The 16,562-nt window shown below is 70.7% G+C and carries 19 protein-coding genes and 3 tRNA genes; 8 read left to right on the forward strand and 14 right to left on the reverse strand.

Annotation, left to right across the window (positions count from 1 at the left end; genetic code table 11):
• The first annotated feature begins 140 nt into the window (after positions 1-140).
• Positions 141-1,163: an adenosine deaminase gene (locus ACFVH0_RS37720; RefSeq protein WP_385827815.1), complete on the forward strand. Its 1,023-nt coding sequence runs from the start codon at positions 141-143 to the stop codon at positions 1,161-1,163.
• A gap of 9 nt (positions 1,164-1,172) precedes the next feature.
• Here ACFVH0_RS37720 and ACFVH0_RS37725 read toward each other — a convergent pair whose 3' ends face one another.
• A complete protein-coding gene (locus tag ACFVH0_RS37725) occupies positions 1,173-1,778 on the reverse strand; it encodes a TetR/AcrR family transcriptional regulator (protein ID WP_385827817.1) in 606 nt (201 codons plus the stop codon).
• An 87-nt stretch (positions 1,779-1,865) separates the two neighbouring features.
• On the opposite strand from ACFVH0_RS37725, the gene ACFVH0_RS37730 reads away from it, so the two are divergent.
• Positions 1,866-2,501, forward strand: coding sequence for an NAD(P)-dependent oxidoreductase (locus ACFVH0_RS37730; RefSeq protein ID WP_385827818.1), 636 nt, complete (start codon positions 1,866-1,868; stop codon positions 2,499-2,501).
• A 30-nt stretch (positions 2,502-2,531) separates the two neighbouring features.
• Here ACFVH0_RS37730 and ACFVH0_RS37735 read toward each other — a convergent pair whose 3' ends face one another.
• The 6 genes from ACFVH0_RS37735 to ACFVH0_RS37760 form a co-directional block, all read right to left on the reverse strand.
• Positions 2,532-3,587 carry a UDP-N-acetylmuramate dehydrogenase gene (locus ACFVH0_RS37735; protein ID WP_385827820.1) on the reverse strand — a complete coding sequence of 352 codons (1,056 nt, stop codon included), beginning with the start codon at positions 3,585-3,587 and terminating at the stop codon, positions 2,532-2,534.
• Between the two features lie 648 nt (positions 3,588-4,235).
• Positions 4,236-4,664 carry a MaoC family dehydratase gene (locus ACFVH0_RS37740; RefSeq protein WP_385827822.1) on the reverse strand — a complete coding sequence of 143 codons (429 nt, stop codon included), beginning with the start codon at positions 4,662-4,664 and terminating at the stop codon, positions 4,236-4,238.
• Positions 4,664-5,116, reverse strand: a complete 453-nt coding sequence (locus ACFVH0_RS37745; protein WP_266913391.1) for a MaoC family dehydratase N-terminal domain-containing protein — start codon at positions 5,114-5,116, stop codon at positions 4,664-4,666. Before ACFVH0_RS37745 ends, ACFVH0_RS37740 begins: the two co-directional genes overlap by 1 nt.
• A 123-nt stretch (positions 5,117-5,239) precedes the next feature.
• On the reverse strand, positions 5,240-5,404 hold the full coding sequence (gene rpmG / locus ACFVH0_RS37750) for a 50S ribosomal protein L33 (RefSeq protein WP_003956487.1): 165 nt from the start codon (positions 5,402-5,404) through the stop codon (positions 5,240-5,242).
• A gap of 89 nt (positions 5,405-5,493) precedes the next feature.
• A tRNA-Met gene (locus ACFVH0_RS37755) sits at positions 5,494-5,566 on the reverse strand.
• Between the two features lie 45 nt (positions 5,567-5,611).
• Positions 5,612-5,684 (reverse strand) — tRNA-Thr (locus tag ACFVH0_RS37760).
• A gap of 301 nt (positions 5,685-5,985) precedes the next feature.
• On the opposite strand from ACFVH0_RS37760, the gene ACFVH0_RS37765 reads away from it, so the two are divergent.
• Entirely contained in the window at positions 5,986-7,281 is a 1,296-nt protein-coding gene (locus ACFVH0_RS37765) for an amidohydrolase family protein (RefSeq protein WP_385827824.1), read from the forward strand.
• A gap of 34 nt (positions 7,282-7,315) precedes the next feature.
• The gene (locus ACFVH0_RS37770; protein WP_385827826.1) at positions 7,316-7,972 is read left to right on the forward strand and encodes an SDR family oxidoreductase; all 657 of its coding nucleotides are present in this window, start codon (positions 7,316-7,318) and stop codon (positions 7,970-7,972) included.
• A 61-nt stretch (positions 7,973-8,033) separates the two neighbouring features.
• Here ACFVH0_RS37770 and ACFVH0_RS37775 read toward each other — a convergent pair whose 3' ends face one another.
• Complete coding sequence (locus ACFVH0_RS37775) at positions 8,034-8,483, reverse strand: DUF523 domain-containing protein (RefSeq protein ID WP_385827828.1); 450 nt, start codon at positions 8,481-8,483, stop codon at positions 8,034-8,036.
• A gap of 63 nt (positions 8,484-8,546) precedes the next feature.
• A tRNA-Tyr gene (locus ACFVH0_RS37780) sits at positions 8,547-8,628 on the reverse strand.
• A gap of 213 nt (positions 8,629-8,841) precedes the next feature.
• Between ACFVH0_RS37780 and ACFVH0_RS37785 the strand changes: the two genes are divergently transcribed.
• The 3 genes from ACFVH0_RS37785 to ACFVH0_RS37795 all read left to right on the forward strand — a co-directional run bounded on the left by ACFVH0_RS37785 (position 8,842) and on the right by ACFVH0_RS37795 (position 10,708).
• Entirely contained in the window at positions 8,842-9,330 is a 489-nt protein-coding gene (locus tag ACFVH0_RS37785; RefSeq protein ID WP_030926258.1) for a YajQ family cyclic di-GMP-binding protein, read from the forward strand.
• Positions 9,331-9,492: 162 nt separating this feature from the next.
• Entirely contained in the window at positions 9,493-9,993 is a 501-nt protein-coding gene (locus ACFVH0_RS37790) for a methylated-DNA--[protein]-cysteine S-methyltransferase (RefSeq protein WP_385827830.1), read from the forward strand.
• 1 nt (position 9,994) lies between these two features.
• Complete coding sequence (locus ACFVH0_RS37795; RefSeq protein WP_385827832.1) at positions 9,995-10,708, forward strand: alpha-ketoglutarate-dependent dioxygenase AlkB family protein; 714 nt, start codon at positions 9,995-9,997, stop codon at positions 10,706-10,708.
• On the opposite strand, the gene ACFVH0_RS37800 is transcribed toward ACFVH0_RS37795, so the two are convergent.
• Positions 10,669-10,941, reverse strand: a complete 273-nt coding sequence (locus tag ACFVH0_RS37800; protein ID WP_329818592.1) for a GlsB/YeaQ/YmgE family stress response membrane protein — start codon at positions 10,939-10,941, stop codon at positions 10,669-10,671. The two genes, ACFVH0_RS37795 and ACFVH0_RS37800, sit on opposite strands and share 40 nt — an antisense overlap.
• Positions 10,942-11,249: 308 nt before the next feature.
• On the opposite strand from ACFVH0_RS37800, the gene ACFVH0_RS37805 reads away from it, so the two are divergent.
• On the forward strand, positions 11,250-11,651 hold the full coding sequence (locus ACFVH0_RS37805; protein WP_266621377.1) for a YccF domain-containing protein: 402 nt from the start codon (positions 11,250-11,252) through the stop codon (positions 11,649-11,651).
• Between the two features lie 96 nt (positions 11,652-11,747).
• Here the strand turns inward: ACFVH0_RS37805 and htpX are convergent, their stop codons facing one another.
• The 4 genes from htpX to ACFVH0_RS37825 all read right to left on the reverse strand — a co-directional run bounded on the left by htpX (position 11,748) and on the right by ACFVH0_RS37825 (position 16,544).
• A complete protein-coding gene (gene htpX / locus ACFVH0_RS37810) occupies positions 11,748-12,611 on the reverse strand; it encodes a zinc metalloprotease HtpX (RefSeq protein WP_342286080.1) in 864 nt (287 codons plus the stop codon).
• Positions 12,612-12,826: 215 nt separating this feature from the next.
• Positions 12,827-13,282, reverse strand: coding sequence for an MscL family protein (locus ACFVH0_RS37815; RefSeq protein ID WP_385827835.1), 456 nt, complete (start codon positions 13,280-13,282; stop codon positions 12,827-12,829).
• Between the two features lie 95 nt (positions 13,283-13,377).
• Positions 13,378-14,886 carry an NADH-quinone oxidoreductase subunit N gene (locus ACFVH0_RS37820; RefSeq protein WP_385827856.1) on the reverse strand — a complete coding sequence of 503 codons (1,509 nt, stop codon included), beginning with the start codon at positions 14,884-14,886 and terminating at the stop codon, positions 13,378-13,380.
• A gap of 110 nt (positions 14,887-14,996) precedes the next feature.
• On the reverse strand, positions 14,997-16,544 hold the full coding sequence (locus ACFVH0_RS37825) for a NuoM family protein (RefSeq protein WP_385827837.1): 1,548 nt from the start codon (positions 16,542-16,544) through the stop codon (positions 14,997-14,999).
• Positions 16,545-16,562 lie beyond the last annotated feature (18 nt).

Here is a 16,562-nt window from a genome sequence, read left to right on the forward strand (position 1 = left end):
CCTGGAGAAGGACGCGTGGATCGGCCCGTACCCCGGCAACCCCTGCCACCCGGGGCCGGGGGGTCGCTCGCGCGTTCGGGGGTCAACTCGATGGGGAAAGCGGCTACCGCTCGACCCCGGGTGTGCGGCAGGATCTTGGAATGGAGCGTGATGTACGGCTGTTGCCCAAGGCCCACCTGCACCTGCATTTCACCGGGTCGATGCGGCCGACGACCCTGCTCGAACTCGCCGACAAGTACGGCGTGCACCTGCCGGATGCCCTGACCGGCGGCGAGCCGCCGAAACTGCGGGCCACGGACGAGCGCGGATGGTTCCGCTTCCAGCGGCTCTACGACATCGCCCGGTCCTGTCTCAGGTCCCCCGAGGACATTCAGCGGCTGGTGCGCGAGACGGCCCAGGAGGACGTCGCGGACGGCTCGGGCTGGCTGGAGATCCAGGTCGACCCCACCTCGTACGCGCCGCTGCTCGGCGGGCTGATCCCGGCGATCGAGATCATCCTGGACGCGGTGGACAGCGCGTCCCGCGACACGGGGCTGCCGATCCGGGTGGTGATCGCGGCGAACCGGATGAAGCATCCGCTGGACGCCCGGACGCTCGCCCGGCTCGCGGTGCGGTACGCGGACCGGGGCGTGGTCGGCTTCGGGCTCTCCAACGACGAGCGCCGCGGGATGGCCCGGGACTTCGACCGGGCCTTCGCCATCGCCCGCGAGGGCGGTCTGCTGGCGGCGCCGCACGGCGGCGAGCTGTCCGGCCCCTCCAGCGTCCGGGACTGCGTGGACGACCTCGACGCGGCCCGGATCGGGCACGGCGTACGGGCCGCCGAGGATCCCCGGCTGCTGCGCACGCTGGCCGAGCGCCAGGTGACCTGCGAGGTCTGCCCGGCGTCCAACGTGGCACTGGGCGTCTACGAGAAGCCCGCCGACGTCCCCCTGCGCGCGCTGTTCGAGGCCGGGGTGCCGATGGCGCTGGGCGCGGACGATCCGCTGCTCTTCGGTTCCCGGCTCGCCGCGCAGTACGACCTGGTGCGGCGCCACCACGCGTTCACGGACGATGAGCTGGCCGAACTGGCCCGGCAGTCGGTACGGGGCTCCGCCGCGCCCGCCCCGGTGCGGGCGCGGCTCCTGGCGGGCGTCGACGACTGGCTGGCGAAGCCCGCGGGGTAGGTCTCCGGTCTACGCGCCGACGCCGCGCATCAGCGTGCTCGCCAGGGACGCGGCGAACTCGTCGAGGGGCTGCGGCGGTTCTCCGCCCGCCGCGGCCTCGTAGGCGAAGGCGCGTTGCGCGCAGGCTCCCAGCAGCAGCGACGCGGCCGCGTAGGTGTCCGCGTCGGCCCGAACCCGGCCGGCCGCCTGTTCGGAGCGCAGATAGGCGTCCAGGCCCCTGATGGGCATGTCCGGGCCGGTGCCGAGCTCCCGCATCGCCTCGTTGTGGCGTTCCTTGAGCCTGGGCTCGGCGTACAGCGAGGCGGCGATCGGGAAGCTCTGCTCGTAGAAGAGCGCGGCCCGGCGGGCGATCTCGGTGAGGTTCTGCTCGACGGTCCGCTCCCCCGAACCCGGGGACGCGATGAGCTGCTTCAGCAGTGGGTTGAGCCTGGGCAGCCGTTCCTTGAGCACGGTGACGAACAGCTCTTCCTTGCTCGCGAAGTGCTTGTAGAGCGCTGCCTCGGAGCAGCCCGCGGCTCTGGCGATCTCCTTGGTGGTGGCGCGGGCCAGGCCGATGGTGAGCATCAGCTGATGGGCGGCGTCGATGATGCGGACGCGGGCCGGCTTCTGCTCCATGCGTACTCCGACGAAGCTTGACGATGTGGTGAGTATCCACTCACTCTATGGGTGAGTGAATACTTACTCACCCTGGGAGGGTGCGCAATGAGGATCACGGTGTTCGGCGCCACGGGCGGCGTCGGTCAGGAGATCGTCCGCCAGGCGCTGGCGGCGGGCCACGAGGTCACGGCGGTGGTCCGCGACCCGGCGCGGCTGCCTGTCCCGCTCTCCGACGTACGGGTCCACACCGCCGCGCGCATGGACGACCCGGAGGCGCTGCGCGAGGCGGTCGCGGGCCGGGACGCGGTGCTCTCCGCGCTCGGCTCGCGCGGCCGGAAGGCGGACGGGGTCGCCGAGCGGCTCACCGGGTCGGTACTGGCGGCGATGGAGGCGGAGGGGGTGCGGCGGCTGCTGGTGGTCAGCGCGGCCCCGGTCGGCCCCCGGCCGACCCACGACCCGCCGGTGGACCGGCTGGTCCGCAAGGTGGTCGGGGCGATCCTCAAGGAGGTCTACGCGGACCTGACGCTGATGGAGGCCGCGCTGGCCCGGAGCGCGACGGACTGGACGTCCGTACGGCCGCCGAAGCTCACCGACGGGCCGCTGACGGGGAAGTACCGGACAGCCGTAGGCAGCACTCCGCGCAGCGGCCGGACCATCTCACGGGCCGATGTGGCGCACGCGATGCTGGCGCTGATCGACGACCCGGCGTCGGTGAAGCAGGGCGTGGGCGTGGCGTACTGAGCGGGCCTGCCCTGCCCTGCCCTGCCCTGCCTACAGGCTCACGCCGACCGTCACCGGTTCGTTGACGAGCGTGACGCCGAATGCCTCGCGGACTCCGGCGACGACCTCCCGGGCGAGTGCGAGGAGGTCCTCGGTGGTCGCCTCGCCGCGGTTGGTGAGTGCGAGGGTGTGCTTGGTGGAGATGCGGGCCGCTCCGGCGCCGTATCCCTTGGTGAAACCGGCCTTGTCGATGAGCCAGGCCGCGGAGGTCTTGACGCGTCCCCCGTCCGCGGGGAAGGCGGGGGGCGTCGTCTCCGGGCCCAGCCGGTCCGCGGCGCGGGCGAGGAACGCCTCGTACTCCGCCTCCGTCAGGATCGGGTTGGTGAAGAAGGAGCCGGCCGACCAGGTGTCGTGGTCCTCCGGGTCCAGCACCATGCCCTTGCCTGCGCGGAGCCCGAGCACCGTTTCGCGGGCGGCCGCCGCGGGCACCCGCTCGCCCTGTTCGACGCCCATGGTGCGGGCCGTCTCGGCGTACTTCAGCGGCGCGGACAGACCGCCCGCGTCCTCCAGCTCGAAGCGGACCCGCAGCACCACGAAACGGTCGGGTTCGGCCTTGAAACGACTGTGCCGGTACGAGAACGCGCACTCGGCGTTCGGGATGGTGACCGTTTCCTCGGTGTGCCGGTCGTAAGCGACGACCTCCGTGATGGTGGAGGAGACTTCCTGGCCGTACGCGCCGACGTTCTGGATCGGGGTCGCGCCCGCGGAGCCCGGGATTCCGGCCAGGCACTCGATGCCCGCGAGACCGGCTTCGACGGTGCGGGCCACGGCGTCCGTCCAGATCTCGCCGGCGGCGAGCTCCAGCGTCGTGCCGTCCAGCGCGAAGCCCTTGGTCGCGATGCGCAGGGCGGTGCCGTCGAAGCCCTTGTCGCCGATGACCAGGTTGCTGCCGCCGCCGATGACGAGCAGCGGGGTGCCGCTCCCGTCCGCCTCGCGCACGGCTTCGATCACCTCGGCGTCGCTCGTCGCCGTGAGGAGGCGGGTGGCGGGGCCGCCCAGCCGGAAGGTGGTCAGGGGGGCGAGGGGGGCGTCATGGAGTTCCTGCACGGGGACAAGGGTACGGTCCGCGCCCCCACTGCTCGGGCGGGGCACGGACCGTACGCGCGGAACCGCGGCTCAGGCGGTGGGTCCGGATGAACCTCTCGGCCACCGCCGGCTCCGGGGCCGGGGTGCTGCGGCGGCCCCGGGATCAGCAGGGCGGCGAGGGCGGCCGGCGCCACCACGCCGGAGCCGATCCACACCGCCGGAAGGATCCCGTCCGTGAATGACTGCGCGGATTCGAAGCCGCCCTGCGAGGAGAAGACCGTGGCGAGCACGGCGATCCCGAGAGCTCCGTCGGCCTCGCGCAGGGCGTTGTCGGCTCCGGAGGCGATGCCCTGTTCCGCGGTCCGGCCTCGGTGGGCGAGTGGCCCAGCACGCCCTGGACGTACTGGCTGAGCACGCCCTGGACGTACTGGCTGAGCAGGAAGATCGACCCGGACATGCCCAGGAACATCAGCATGCTCGCCATGTTGATCCCGAAGAACGCGCGGTCCCGGAAGAGCCGCATGGGCGGCATGGGGCGCTTCGCGCGGAAGCCGTGGTGCACGAAGCCGGAGGTCAGCGCGGCACCCACTTGGCCAATCGGTCCGCGGACACGGATGAGGGGCGCGGCCCCGTGGACCGTGCCCCTCGTCCCTGCCGCGCGGCGCGGCCTCAGCCGAGCCGCACCACGGCACGGGACATGCCCAGCACCTTCTTGCCCTCGTTCATGGCCGTCAGGTCCACCCGCACCTGCTTGTCGTCCAGCAGGGCGGCCACCTTGGCGCTGACCTCGATCACGGCGCCGTCGTCGTCGTTCGGCACGACGACCGGCTTGGTGAACCGCACCCCGTACTCGACGACCGCACCCGGGTCACCGACCCAGTCCGTGACCACGCGGATCGCCTCGGCCATGGTGAACATGCCGTGCGCGATCACGTCCGGCAGGCCGACCTCGCGGGCGAACTTCTCGTTCCAGTGGATCGGGTTGAAGTCGCCGGAAGCGCCCGCGTACTGCACCAGCGTCGCCCGGGTCACCCGGAAGGACTGCGCCGGCAGCTCCGTACCGACCTCGACCGACTCGTATGCGACCTTCGCCGTCATCACGCCTCCTCGGCGGCGCGCGCCACCAGCTTCGTCCACGCGGTCACGACATGCTCACCGGACTCGTCGTGGACCTCGCCACGGACGTCCAGGATGTCGTTGCCCGCCAGGGACTTGATGGCCTCGATCGTCGAGGTGACCGTCAGCCGGTCCCCCGCCCGCACGGGACGCGCATAGGCGAACTTCTGGTCGCCGTGCACCACCCGGCTGTAGTCCAGACCCAGCTGCGGGTCGTGGATCACCTGCCCGGCCGCCTTGAACGTGATGGAGAAGACGAACGTCGGCGGCGCGATCACATCGCTGTGGCCGAGCGCCTTGGCGGCCTCGGGGTCGACGTACGCCGGATTCGGGTCGCCCACCGCCTCGGCGAACTCGCGGATCTTCTCCCGGCCGACCTCGTACGGCGGGGTGGGCGGATAGGTCCGCCCCACGAAGGACTGGTCGAGCGCCATGGGCTCGCTACCTCCTGATGAAAGATGAACAGGCCGAAGAAATGATGAACAGGCCGAAGGACAGCCTTCATACAACGACACGAGGCCGCCCCCAATGGGGACGGCCTCGTGTACGAGCCTGTTTCAGCGCGTTTCGCGGTGCGCAGTGTGCGAGTTGCAGCGCGGGCAGTGCTTCTTCATCTCAAGACGGTCCGGGTTGTTACGCCGGTTCTTCTTGGTGATGTAGTTCCGCTCCTTGCACTCCACGCAGGCCAGCGTGATCTTCGGGCGGACGTCGGTGGCAGCCACGTGAGTGCTCCTTGGACGGACGGATGGACGGATGAACGCAAAAAAGAGTAGCCGATCGAAGGACCGACCCCACAATCGGCTACCGTAAGTAGCGGTGACCGGACTTGAACCGGTGACACAGCGATTATGAGCCGCTTGCTCTACCGACTGAGCTACACCGCTTTGATGACGAGTCCCCCCGCCGAAGCGGGGTTTCCCGATCACCAGAGCCCCAATGCGGAATCGAACCGCAGACCTTCTCCTTACCATGGAGACGCTCTACCGACTGAGCTATTGGGGCGAGCGATGAAGACATTACACGGTCCCTCGCCGATCGCCCAAATCCGTTTCGGGCCCCCATCCGGAGCCCTTGATCGACGCCCCGCCGATCCCTTGATCGAGAGCCCCCGCGACCGCCCGCCGGCCGCCTGAGCAGCGCCTCGTTCTCCCCGGGGGGCACCGCCGTCACGGGTGTACGCACCCGCCCCACGCATCCCCAGGGCCACACCGGTACGACTATTCCGCTCCTCCTCGAACCGGGCCGAACACGCCCCTAGGCTCGACTCACTCTGCGTGATCTTGTCCCCATTCCCAGGAGCGCGATGCCCGACAGCCAGCCGTGGCAGCCGGACGACCATGCCGCCGACGCGGCCGGTGCGACCGACCGGCCCGACAGCGCCGCCCCGGCCGGCCTGGTGCTCTGCGGCGCCCGTCTCACCGACGGCCGCGTCGTCGACGTACGGCTCGGCGGCGGCCGCATCGAGGCCGTCGGCACGGCGGGCAGTCTGACCGCACCCGGTCCGCAGCTGGACCTGCGCGGCTATCTGCTGCTCCCGTCCCCCGTCGAACCCCACGCCCACAGCGACACCGCGCTCACCGCCGACGGTGCGGGCCCCGGCATCCCGGGCCCTGCGTCGGACCGCCCGGAGGACATCCGGCGCCGCGCCACCGAGGCCGCCCTGCTCCAGCTCGGCCACGGCGCCACCGCGCTGCGCTCGCACGTGCGGATCGGGGACGTACAGGGCCTCGCCCCGCTCGAAGCCGTACTGCAGGCGTCCCGTTCGCTGCGCGGACTGGCCGACCTGACCCCGGTCGCGGTGCCCCGGCTGCTCACCGGCGTCGCGGGCGCGGGCAACCTGGCCATGCTGCGCGACGCGGTGAAGATGGGGGCCGGCGCGGTCGGCGGCTGCCCGGACCTCGATCCGGACCCGGCGGGATACGCGGAGGCCGTGCTGGAGGTCGCCGCCGAGCAGGGCTGCCCCGTCGACCTGCACACGGACAGCGACGATCCGGCCCGGCTCGGCCGGCTGGCCGCCATGGCCGGAGGGCTGCGGCCCGGCGTCGCCCTCGGCCCGTGCGCGGGCCTCTCCCGGCTTCCCCTGCAGGCCGCGGCCCGCGCCGCCGACCAGCTCGCCGCGGCCGGGGTGACGGTGATCTGCCTCCCCCAGGGCGGCTGCTGCGGCGTGGAGGGCCGGGGCACCACCCCCGTACGGCTGCTGCGGTCGGCCGGGGTGCGGGTCGCGGCGGGCAGCGGGGCACTGCAGGACTTCGCGAACCCCGTGGGCCGCGGTGATCCGCTGGAGGCCGCCTACCTGCTGGCCTCGCAGCACGGGCTGCCGGCCGCGGAGGCGTACGAGGCGGTGTCCTCGGTCGCCAGGACGGCGATGGGGCTGCCCGCGGTCAGGGTCGAGGCGGGCTTCCCCGCCGAGCTGCTCGCCGTGCGCGGGGAGCAGCTGCCGGGGGTGCTCTCGCTCCCCTGCAGCCGGATCGTGGTGCATCGCGGCCGGGTGGTGGCACGGACGAGCGCGGTGCGCGATTTCTGCGGCTCCGAGACCGTCGTCGCCCTCGGTCTGCCCCACCAGGGGAGACCGGATTCCGGTTCCTGCGGCGGGCCCTGAGCGCGTCGGCCCGCCGCGGCGTACGGTCGTGACCATGCGCATTGTCATCGCAGGTGGACATGGTCAGATCGCGCTGCGGTTGGAGCGGCTGCTCACCGCGCGCGGGCACGAGGCCGTCGGCGTCATCCGCAACCCGGACCAGGTCAAGGACCTCCGGGACGTGGGTGCCGAGCCGGTGGTCCTGGATCTCGAATCCTCCTCCGCGCAGGAGGTGGCCGAGGTGCTGCGCGGCGCCGACGCGGTGGTCTTCGCGGCCGGCGCGGGCCCCGGCAGCGGCACGGAACGCAAGGAGACGGTGGATCGCGGGGCGGCGGTGCTGTTCGCCGACGCCGCCGAACTGGCGGGCGTACGGCGCTATGTCGTCGTCTCGTCGATGGGTGCCGACCCCGACCACCCGGGCGACGAGGTCTTCGACGCGTATCTGCGGGCCAAGGGGGCGGCGGACGCGTACGTGCGCTCCAGGACCGGGCTCGACTGGACGATCCTGCGCCCCGGCATGCTGACGAACGACGCGGGCACGGGGACGGTCCTGCTGACCGCGTCGACCGGTCGTGGTCCGGTGCCGCGCGACGACGTGGCGGCGGCGCTGCTGGAGCTGCTGGAGACCCCGGCGACGGCGGGTCTGACGCTGGAACTCATCTCCGGGAACGTGCCGGTGGCGGTCGCGGTGAAGGACATCGCGGGGAACTGACCGGGCGTACGGCCGTACGCCCGGTCAGTTCGGGCGTACGGCCGTACGCGGATGTTTCGGGTCAGTCGCGCGGTGCCGGGCGGACGGTGATGCCGTTGCGTTCCAGCAGCGCGGCGGTGACGCCGTCACCCTCGCGGAGTGCGCCGGTGAACGTACCGTCATAGACCGTTCCGCGCCCGCAGGAAGGGCTGCGCGCCATCAGCAGCGCCTCGGTGCATCCGGTCCGGCGCGCGGCCGCCAGCGCCCGTTCTGCGCCGTCCACGAACTCGTCCGTCACGTCGTGCCCGGTGTCGTCGACGACCCGGGCCCGGCCGTCGAGCACGTCATGGCCGTCGCCGCCGACGATCTCGGCGGGTCGGCGCGGGGTGGGCAGCCCGGCGGAGACCTCGGGGCAGAAGGCCACGGGGCGGCGGTCGCCGATGGCCGCGGTCACCGCGCCGGAGCCTTTTCCGCGGCCGTCGAAGCGGCAGGGCACGCCCTGCAGGCAGGCGCTGACCAGTACGGATTCCATGTCCACGTCCCTCGCAGCGGAAAACAAAGAAGGCCCCTGTCCTGAGACAGGGGCCTTACCATGTGGCGGCGCCAGGGTTCGAACCTGGGTAGGCTGAGCCGGCAGATTTACAGTCTGCTCCCTTTGGCCACTCGGGCACACCGCCGGGGATTGCTGCCTTCGAGAACCGCTTTTCGGCGGCGCTCCGTGGCAACGACGTAAACGATACCCGATGCCCGGGGGTGCTTCGCCACCGGATTGATCAGCGGCCCGATCGGGCGCGGGTGGCTAGGCTTTGATCGGCGTCGCGGGGCCGTCAGGCCCGTTGCCGCCCTTATGCACCGCGTTCCCGAACCCCCGATACAAGGAGCCACACGTCATGGCCGACTCCAGTTTCGACATCGTCTCGAAGGTCGAGCGGCAGGAGGTCGACAACGCCCTCAACCAGGCCGCCAAGGAAATCTCGCAGCGTTACGACTTCAAGGGCACCGGCGCCTCGATCTCCTGGTCCGGCGAGAAGATCCTCATGGAGGCGAACGGCGAGGAGCGGGTCAAGGCGATCCTCGACATCTTCCAGTCCAAGCTGATCAAGCGGGGCATCTCGCTGAAGTCGCTGGACGCGGGCGAGCCGCAGCTGTCCGGCAAGGAGTACAAGATCTTCGCCACGATCGAGGAGGGCATCTCCCAGGAGAACGCCAAGAAGGTGGCGAAGATCATTCGCGATGAGGGCCCGAAGGGCGTCAAGGCCCAGGTCCAGGGCGATGAGCTGCGGGTCAGCTCGAAGAGCCGGGACGACCTGCAGGCCGTACAGGCGCTGCTGAAGGGCCAGGACTTCGACTTCGCCGTGCAGTTCGTGAATTACCGGTAGGTCCCGCCCTTCGCCGGAGTGCGGAGCGGGACGCACCGCTCCGCACCCGGGGGTGTGGTGTCCGAAAACCGCCGGTCATGGCGGCGCGGGGAACGCAGACTTGTCCATGTCGGGCGACGATCCGGTCGAATACCGGCATGACACGCAGGAAAGGGACGAGTCATGACCATGTACGCAACGGTCGACAGCCCGCTGGGTGAACTGCTGCTGGCCGGCGAGGAGACCACCGGCGGGGTGGCACTCGCCTCGCTCTCGCTGCCCGGTCAGAAGGGCGCCGCGGTCGTCCAGGACGGATGGGTCCGCGCACCGGAGGCGTTCACGGGGATCGCCGCTCAGCTGCGGGATTACTTCGCGGGCCGGCTGACCCGCTTCGACATCGAGTACGCGGACGGCGTGGGCACCGACTTCCAGCGCCGGGTGTGGACCGCCCTGGACACCGTCCCCTACGGGGAGACCGTGTCGTACGGACAGATCGCCGAACGCGTCGGTACCCCGGGGGCCGGCGTACGGGCCGTGGGGACGGCGATCGGGCGCAATCCGCTGCTGGTCGTGCGGCCGTGCCATCGGGTGATCGGCTCGGACGGGGCGCTGCGGGGTTACGCGGGCGGCCTGGAGCGCAAGGAGCGGCTGCTGCGACTGGAAGGCGCCTCGGCGGTGCGCTGAGATGTCCGGACTCTTCCCGAGGCCTCGTGCCGTCGTCGCGCCGGGGGCCGTCCATGTGCCCGAGTGGCTGTCGCCGGAGCGGCAGCGGGATTTGGTGGCGGCCTGCCGGAAGTGGGCGCGCGGGCCGGTGCCGCTGCGGCACACGGTCCTGCCGGGCGGCGGCGTGATGTCCGTACAGACGGTCTGTGTGGGGTGGCACTGGCAGCCGTACCGCTATTCGCGCACGGCCGACGATGTGAACGGGGCGCGGGTGGCCGAATTCCCCGACTGGCTGGCCGAATTGGGCCGCGAGGCGCTGGTGGCGGCGTACGGGGACGAGAGCCCGGTGCGGACGTACGCGCCGGACACCGCGCTGGTCAACTTCTACGACGGGGCGGCGCGCATGGGCATGCACCAGGACAAGGAGGAGCGGTCCGGCGCGCCGGTGGTGTCGCTGAGCATCGGCGATACCTGTGTCTTCCGCTTCGGGAACACGGAGAACCGTGGAAGGCCCTACACGGATGTGGAGTTGGCCTCCGGCGATCTGTTCGTCTTCGGCGGGCCGTCGCGGCTCGCGTTCCACGGCGTGCCGAGGATCTGCCCCGGTACCGCCGATCCCGCGACGGGGATGAGCCGTGGCCGGCTCAATCTGACCCTGCGCGAGACCGGGTTGGGCACCTCGGGTACGGGCGGGCGTCAGCGGCGTTCGCGGGAGTTCCCGAACAGCAGTCGGTAGGCGATCAGCAGGACCAGTGAACCGCCGATGGCGGCGACCCAGGTGGCCATGTCGAAGAAGTCGTTGGATATGGGGCGGTCGAGGAAGCGCGACGATATCCAGCCACCGAGGAAGGCGCCGACGATACCGATGAGGGTGGTGCCGATCAGGCCGCCCGGGTCGCGGCCGGGCAGCAGAACCTTGGCGATGACTCCGGCCACCAGTCCGAGAATGATCCATCCGATAATGCTCATGCGTGCGAACCTACCCGTCACTCGTTCCTGGAATCCAAGACGCCCGTGCCCGTCGGGCGGTTGCCTGCGGGGCCTGTGAACGGGCTGTGCGCGCGGACTTGCGCAGGGCCGCGAGCAACTGCTCGGTGCCGTTCCTGCGTTCATGGTGAATGACGGCACTGACGGTGGGGCGGGGCCGAAAGGGGCGGGCGGTCCGCCGGTGCCCCCGGTCACTCCATGGGCCCGCTCCGGTTACTCCTGTCCGTGACCAGGGCTGATACTGACCATGCAGGGCGATGACGGGCAACACCCCCGGAAGGCGAGTGACCATGAAGCTCATACAGCTGATCCTGAACATCCTGTGGGTGGTGTTCTGCGGATTCTGGATGGCCCTGGGCTACCTCCTCGCCGCGATCATCTGCTTCGTGCTGATCGTGACGATCCCGTTCGGTATCGCTTCTCTCAGAATCGCCGGTTACGTGCTGTGGCCGTTCGGGCGGACGACCGTGGAGCGGCCCGACGCGGGGGCGCCCTCCTGCGTCGGCAATGTGATCTGGCTCGTCTTCGCCGGCTGGTGGCTGGCACTGGGGCACCTGATCACCAGCATCCCGCTGTTCGTGTCGATCATCGGGATCCCCTTCGGCTGGGCGAACCTGAAGATGATCCCGATCTCGCTCATGCCGCTGGGCCGCGAGATCGTCCCGAGCGACGAGGCCTTCGGAGCCCGCTGAGGGACACCGCACCGAGGGGCCTCCGGCTCCCGGCTCCCGGCCCCGGCTCCCGAAGCAGGAGGCCCCGGAGACCGGAGGCCCCGGGAGCGGACGGCCTCAGGACCGGGGGCCGGCCATCTGCTCCAGCCGGGCGATGCGCTCCGCCATCGGCGGATGCGTCGAGAACAGCTTGGACATGCCCTGGCCGGGGCGGAACGGATTCGCGATCATCATGTGGCTCGCGGTCTCGATCCTCGGCTCCGGTGGCAGCGGCAGCTGTTTCGTTCCTGCATCGAGCTTGCGCAGGGCACTGGCCAGAGCCAGCGGGTCACCGGTCAGCTGGGCGCCGGAGGCGTCCGCCTCGTATTCGCGGGAGCGGCTGACGGCCAGCTGGATGACGGAGGCCGCGATCGGGCCGAGGATCATGATCATCAGCATCCCGAAGATGCCCGGCCCGTCGTCGTCGTTGGACCGGCCCACCGGGATCAGCCAGGCGAAGTTGACCAGGAACATGACGACGGAGGCGAGCGCCCCGGCGACGGACGAGATCAGGATGTCCCGGTTGTAGACATGGCTCAGCTCGTGTCCCAGGACACCGCGCAGCTCCCGCTCGTCCAGGATCTGCAGGATGCCGTCCGTGCAGCAGACCGCGGCGTTGCGCGGGTTGCGGCCGGTGGCGAAGGCGTTGGGGGCCTGCGTCGGGGAGATGTAGAGCCGTGGCATGGGCTGGCGGGCAGCGGTGGAGAGCTCGCGGACCATGCGGTAGAGCTGTGGCGCCTCGAATTCGCTGACGGGGCGGGCCCGCATGGCCCGGAGCGCCAGCTTGTCGCTGTTCCAGTACGCGTAGGCGTTGGTACCGACGGCCACGAGGAGCGCGACGATCAGGCCCGTACGTCCGAAGAAGCTTCCGATGACGATGATGAGTGCGGACAGGCCCCCGAGGAGTACGGCGGTTCTCAGCCCGTTGTGCCGGCGGTGCACGGTACGCCCTCCAAGTGGTGCGGCAGGGGAACCCTTTGCTTGGTGGTCTCCACTCCCCCAGTGGAGCCTCCTGTACCGGTCAACGCCAGGCGAGAGGAGCTAGTTCCCTTGTGCGCACCGCCGCAGGCCCGGGCCTGTCCGGCGCTTGTGGCCGGATCAGGCTCTGGGCCGTACGGGTCAGTGGCTGTACGTGTGCCGGTCCGCCCCGGCGTGACTCAGCGCTGGGCGGGGAGTCCGGCGACTTCGAGGGCCGCGGGGTCCGGCTTGATCTCGCTGGTGCAGTGGGCGCAGCGGGAGGCGATGGCCGGGATCTCGGTGAAGCAGCGGGGGCAGTCGCGCAGGGTGGCCTTGATGTCGACCTTCTCCGCCTTGGTGAAGCGGGCCTGGACCTTCGCCATGGGCACGACGACGCAGAAGTAGAGAACGGCGGCGGTGATCAGGAACGCGATGGCGGCGGCGAGGAACTTCCCGTACGGGAAGATGGTGCCCTCGACCGAGAACTCCGCCGAGCTGAAGTCACCGACGGAACCGGTGGCGAGGCCGATCAGCGGGGTGATGAAGGCCGTGCTGAATCCGGTGACGACTGCGGTGAACGCCGCTCCGACGGCCAGCCCGATGGCCATGGAGATGACGTTTCCGCGCAGGATGAAGTCCTTGAACCCGTTCAGCACTGCTCTTGCTCCTCTGGAATTGCCTACGTGTGGGGGGTGTGCGGGCAAGACCTTGCCCTGTACGGGCCGTTCCGGGCAAACCGATCTTCGGTATGTCAGAAGAGATTGACGGCGGCGAACCGGAGGACGGTCTGCGGAGCACCCGAGAGCACCACGCCGGCCACGGCGGTGAGTGCGATCGCGACGGTGAGGGAGGCCGGGACGCGATGCCTGGTGGAAGCGGGTGCGGCCGCCTCCGGACGGGTCTCGTCGCGCGGCTGTGCCGGGGCTTCGCCGGGGGCCGCTGCCGTGGACTCCTCCGGGGCGCGGAAGAGCGTCGCGGTCCACTGGAGGTAGTAGTAGAGCGCGATCACGACGTTGACGGCCATGACGACGGCGAGCCAGCCGAGTCCGGCGTCGACGGCCGCGGAGAAGACCGTGACCTTGGCGAAGAGGCCGATGATGCCGGGCGGCAGGCCGGCCAGGCAGAGCAGGAAGAAGGCCATCGCCAGGGCGGCGAGGGGGCGGGTGGCGTACAGCCCGCGGTAGTCGGTGAGCCGGTTGCCGGGGCTGGTACGGGCGACCAGGGCGGCGACGGCGAAGGCCCCGAGGTTCACGACGGCGTACATGAGGGCGTACGCGACGGTGGAGCCGATGTGCTCGTCGCTGGAGTACGCGGCGGCGGCGATCGGCACCAGGAGGTAGCCGGCCTGGGCGACGGACGACCATGCGAGCAGCCGTACGGCGCTGCGGGCCCGGCCGGCGTTCTGGCGCAGGGCGGCGACGTTGCCGATCGTCATGGTGAGCGCGGCGAGGACGGCGAGGGCCGGTCCCCAGACATCGGCGTACGCCGGGAACGCGATCACGGTGACGAGGATGAGGCCGGAGAAGCCGACCGCCTTGCCGACGACCGAGAGGTAGGCGGCGATCGGCAGGGGGGCGCCGATGTAGGTGTCGGGCACCCAGAAGTGGAAGGGCGCGGCGGCGGTCTTGAACGCGAAGCCGACCAGGGTGAGGGCGACGCCCGCCTTGGCGAGGGTGTCGAGCTGACCGGGTACGTCGTCGAGCCGGGCGGCGATCTCGGTGAGGTGCAGGGTGCCGGTGGCCGCGTACACGAAGCTGACGCCGAGCAGCATGACGGCGGTCGCGACGACGGAGGACAGGAAGAACTTCAGGGCCGCCTCGGAGGACCGCCGGTCGCCGCGCTTGATGCCGACGAGGGCGAACGCGGGCAGCGAGGCGACTTCGAGGGCGACGACGAGGGTGGCGAGGTCGCGGGCGGCGGGCAGGAGTGCGGCGCCGGACGCGGAGGACAGCAGCAGGAACCAGAACTCGCCGGCGGGGAGTTTGCGGGTGTCACCGAGCGAGAGCAGGGCGGTGAGCAGGGCGCCGCCGAGCACGAGGGCCTGGATGACCAGGGCGAAGTGGTCGGCGGTGTAGCTGCAGGCACCGGCGCCGCCGGATCCGGTGGCCGCAGCGTTGAGGCAGAAGGTGGAGCGGTCGCCGGCGCGCAGCGGGACGAGGAGGGCCAGGGCGGCGACGAGCCCGCCGATGGTCAGCGCGCCGAGGAGCGGCTTGCGCTGTTCGGGCAGGAAGAGGTCGGTGACCAGGACGACCAGGGCCATGGCCGCGACGACGACCGGGGGTGCGATCGCGAGCCAGTCGACGGACTGGATGAGGCTGGTGGTGTTCTCGGCCGCGGTGGTGACGACGCCCGGGGTGAGGACGGCTGTGGTCACGACTTGCCTCCTGCGAGAAGCTTCTGCACGGCCGGGTCGGTGAGGCCGAGGAGGACGGCGGGCCACAGACCGGCGAGGACGGTGAGGGCGACGAGCGGGGTCCAGGCGGCGAATTCGTATGTCTGGACATCGGCGAGCTGCGGCTCTTCGCGCTTCTCACCCATGCAGACCCGGCGTACCACCATGAGCATGTACGCGGCGGTGAGCAGGGTGCCGAACGCGGCGATCGACATGAAGGTGAGGAAGGCCGGGCGGCTGAGGCCGTCGGCCGGGTCGAAGGAGCCGAACAGGGCGAGCATCTCGCCCCAGAATCCGGCGAGCCCCGGCAGTCCCAGGGAGGCGACGGCGGCGAAGGCCAGGAGGCCGCCGAGGCGGGGGGCCCGGCCGTAGAGCGCGGCTCCGGTGACTCCGGAGAGGGTGTCGAGGTCGGCGGTGCCGTACCGGTCCTTGACCGCGCCGACCAGGAAGAACAGCAGGCCGGTGATGAGGCCGTGGGCGATGTTGGCGAAGAGCGCGCCGTTGACTCCGGTGGGCGTCATGCTCGCGATGCCGAGGAGCACGAAGCCCATGTGGCCGACGGAGGAGTACGCGATCAGGCGTTTGAGGTCGCCCTTGGAGCCGGGGCGGACCAGCGCCAGGCAGGCCAGCGATCCGTAGATGATGCCGACGACCGCGAAGGCGGCGAGGTACGGCGCGAAGGTGTGCATCCCGTCGGGGGTGATGGGGAGCAGGATGCGGACGAATCCGTACGTGCCCATCTTCAGCAGGACGCCCGCGAGCAGGACCGAGCCGACGGTCGGGGCCGCGGTGTGGGCGTCCGGCAGCCAGCTGTGCAGGGGCCACATCGGGGTCTTCACGGCGAGCCCGATGCCGATCGCCAGAACGGCGATGACCTGCACGGACGAGGTGAGCCCACGGCCGTTGTCAGTGGCGAGTGCCACCATGTCGAAGGTGCCGCTCTTCAGTCCGATGAGGAGCAGGCCCAGCAGCATGACGACCGAGCCGAGCAGTGTGTAGAGGATGAACTTCCAGGCGGCGGCCTGCTTCCTCGCACCGCCCCAGCGGGCGATGAGGAAGTACATCGGGATGAGCACCATCTCGAACGCCAGGAAGAACAGCAGCAGGTCGAGGACGGCGAAGGTCGCGAGGGTGCCGGACTCCAGGACGAGCAGGAGTGCGACGAAGGCCCTCGGGGAGGGGCCCTCGGGCATTTTGAAGTAGCTGTACAGCGCGCAGAGGAAGGTCAGCAGCGCGGTCAGTACGAGAAGGGGGAGCGAGATGCCGTCGATGCCGAGATGGATGCGGACGTCGAGCGCCGGGATCCAGCTGATGTCGGTGGTGGCCTGCATCTTCGACGGGTGGTCGTGGTCGAAGCCCGCGGCGAGCGCGATCGCGGCGACGAGGACCGCGCCGGTCACGGTCACGCCGTGGCGGAGCACGGCCTGGTCGGGGCCGGTGCCCTTCAGTCCCGGCGGGGCCGGGAGCAGGGCGGCCACGGCGCCGATGAGCGGGACGACGACGATGAACGCGAGAAGGAACTGCATCACGGATTCACTGATATC

This window comes from Streptomyces sp. NPDC127117 (genome assembly GCF_042677325.1).
In the GTDB taxonomy this organism is placed as follows: Bacteria; Actinomycetota; Actinomycetes; order Streptomycetales; family Streptomycetaceae; genus Streptomyces.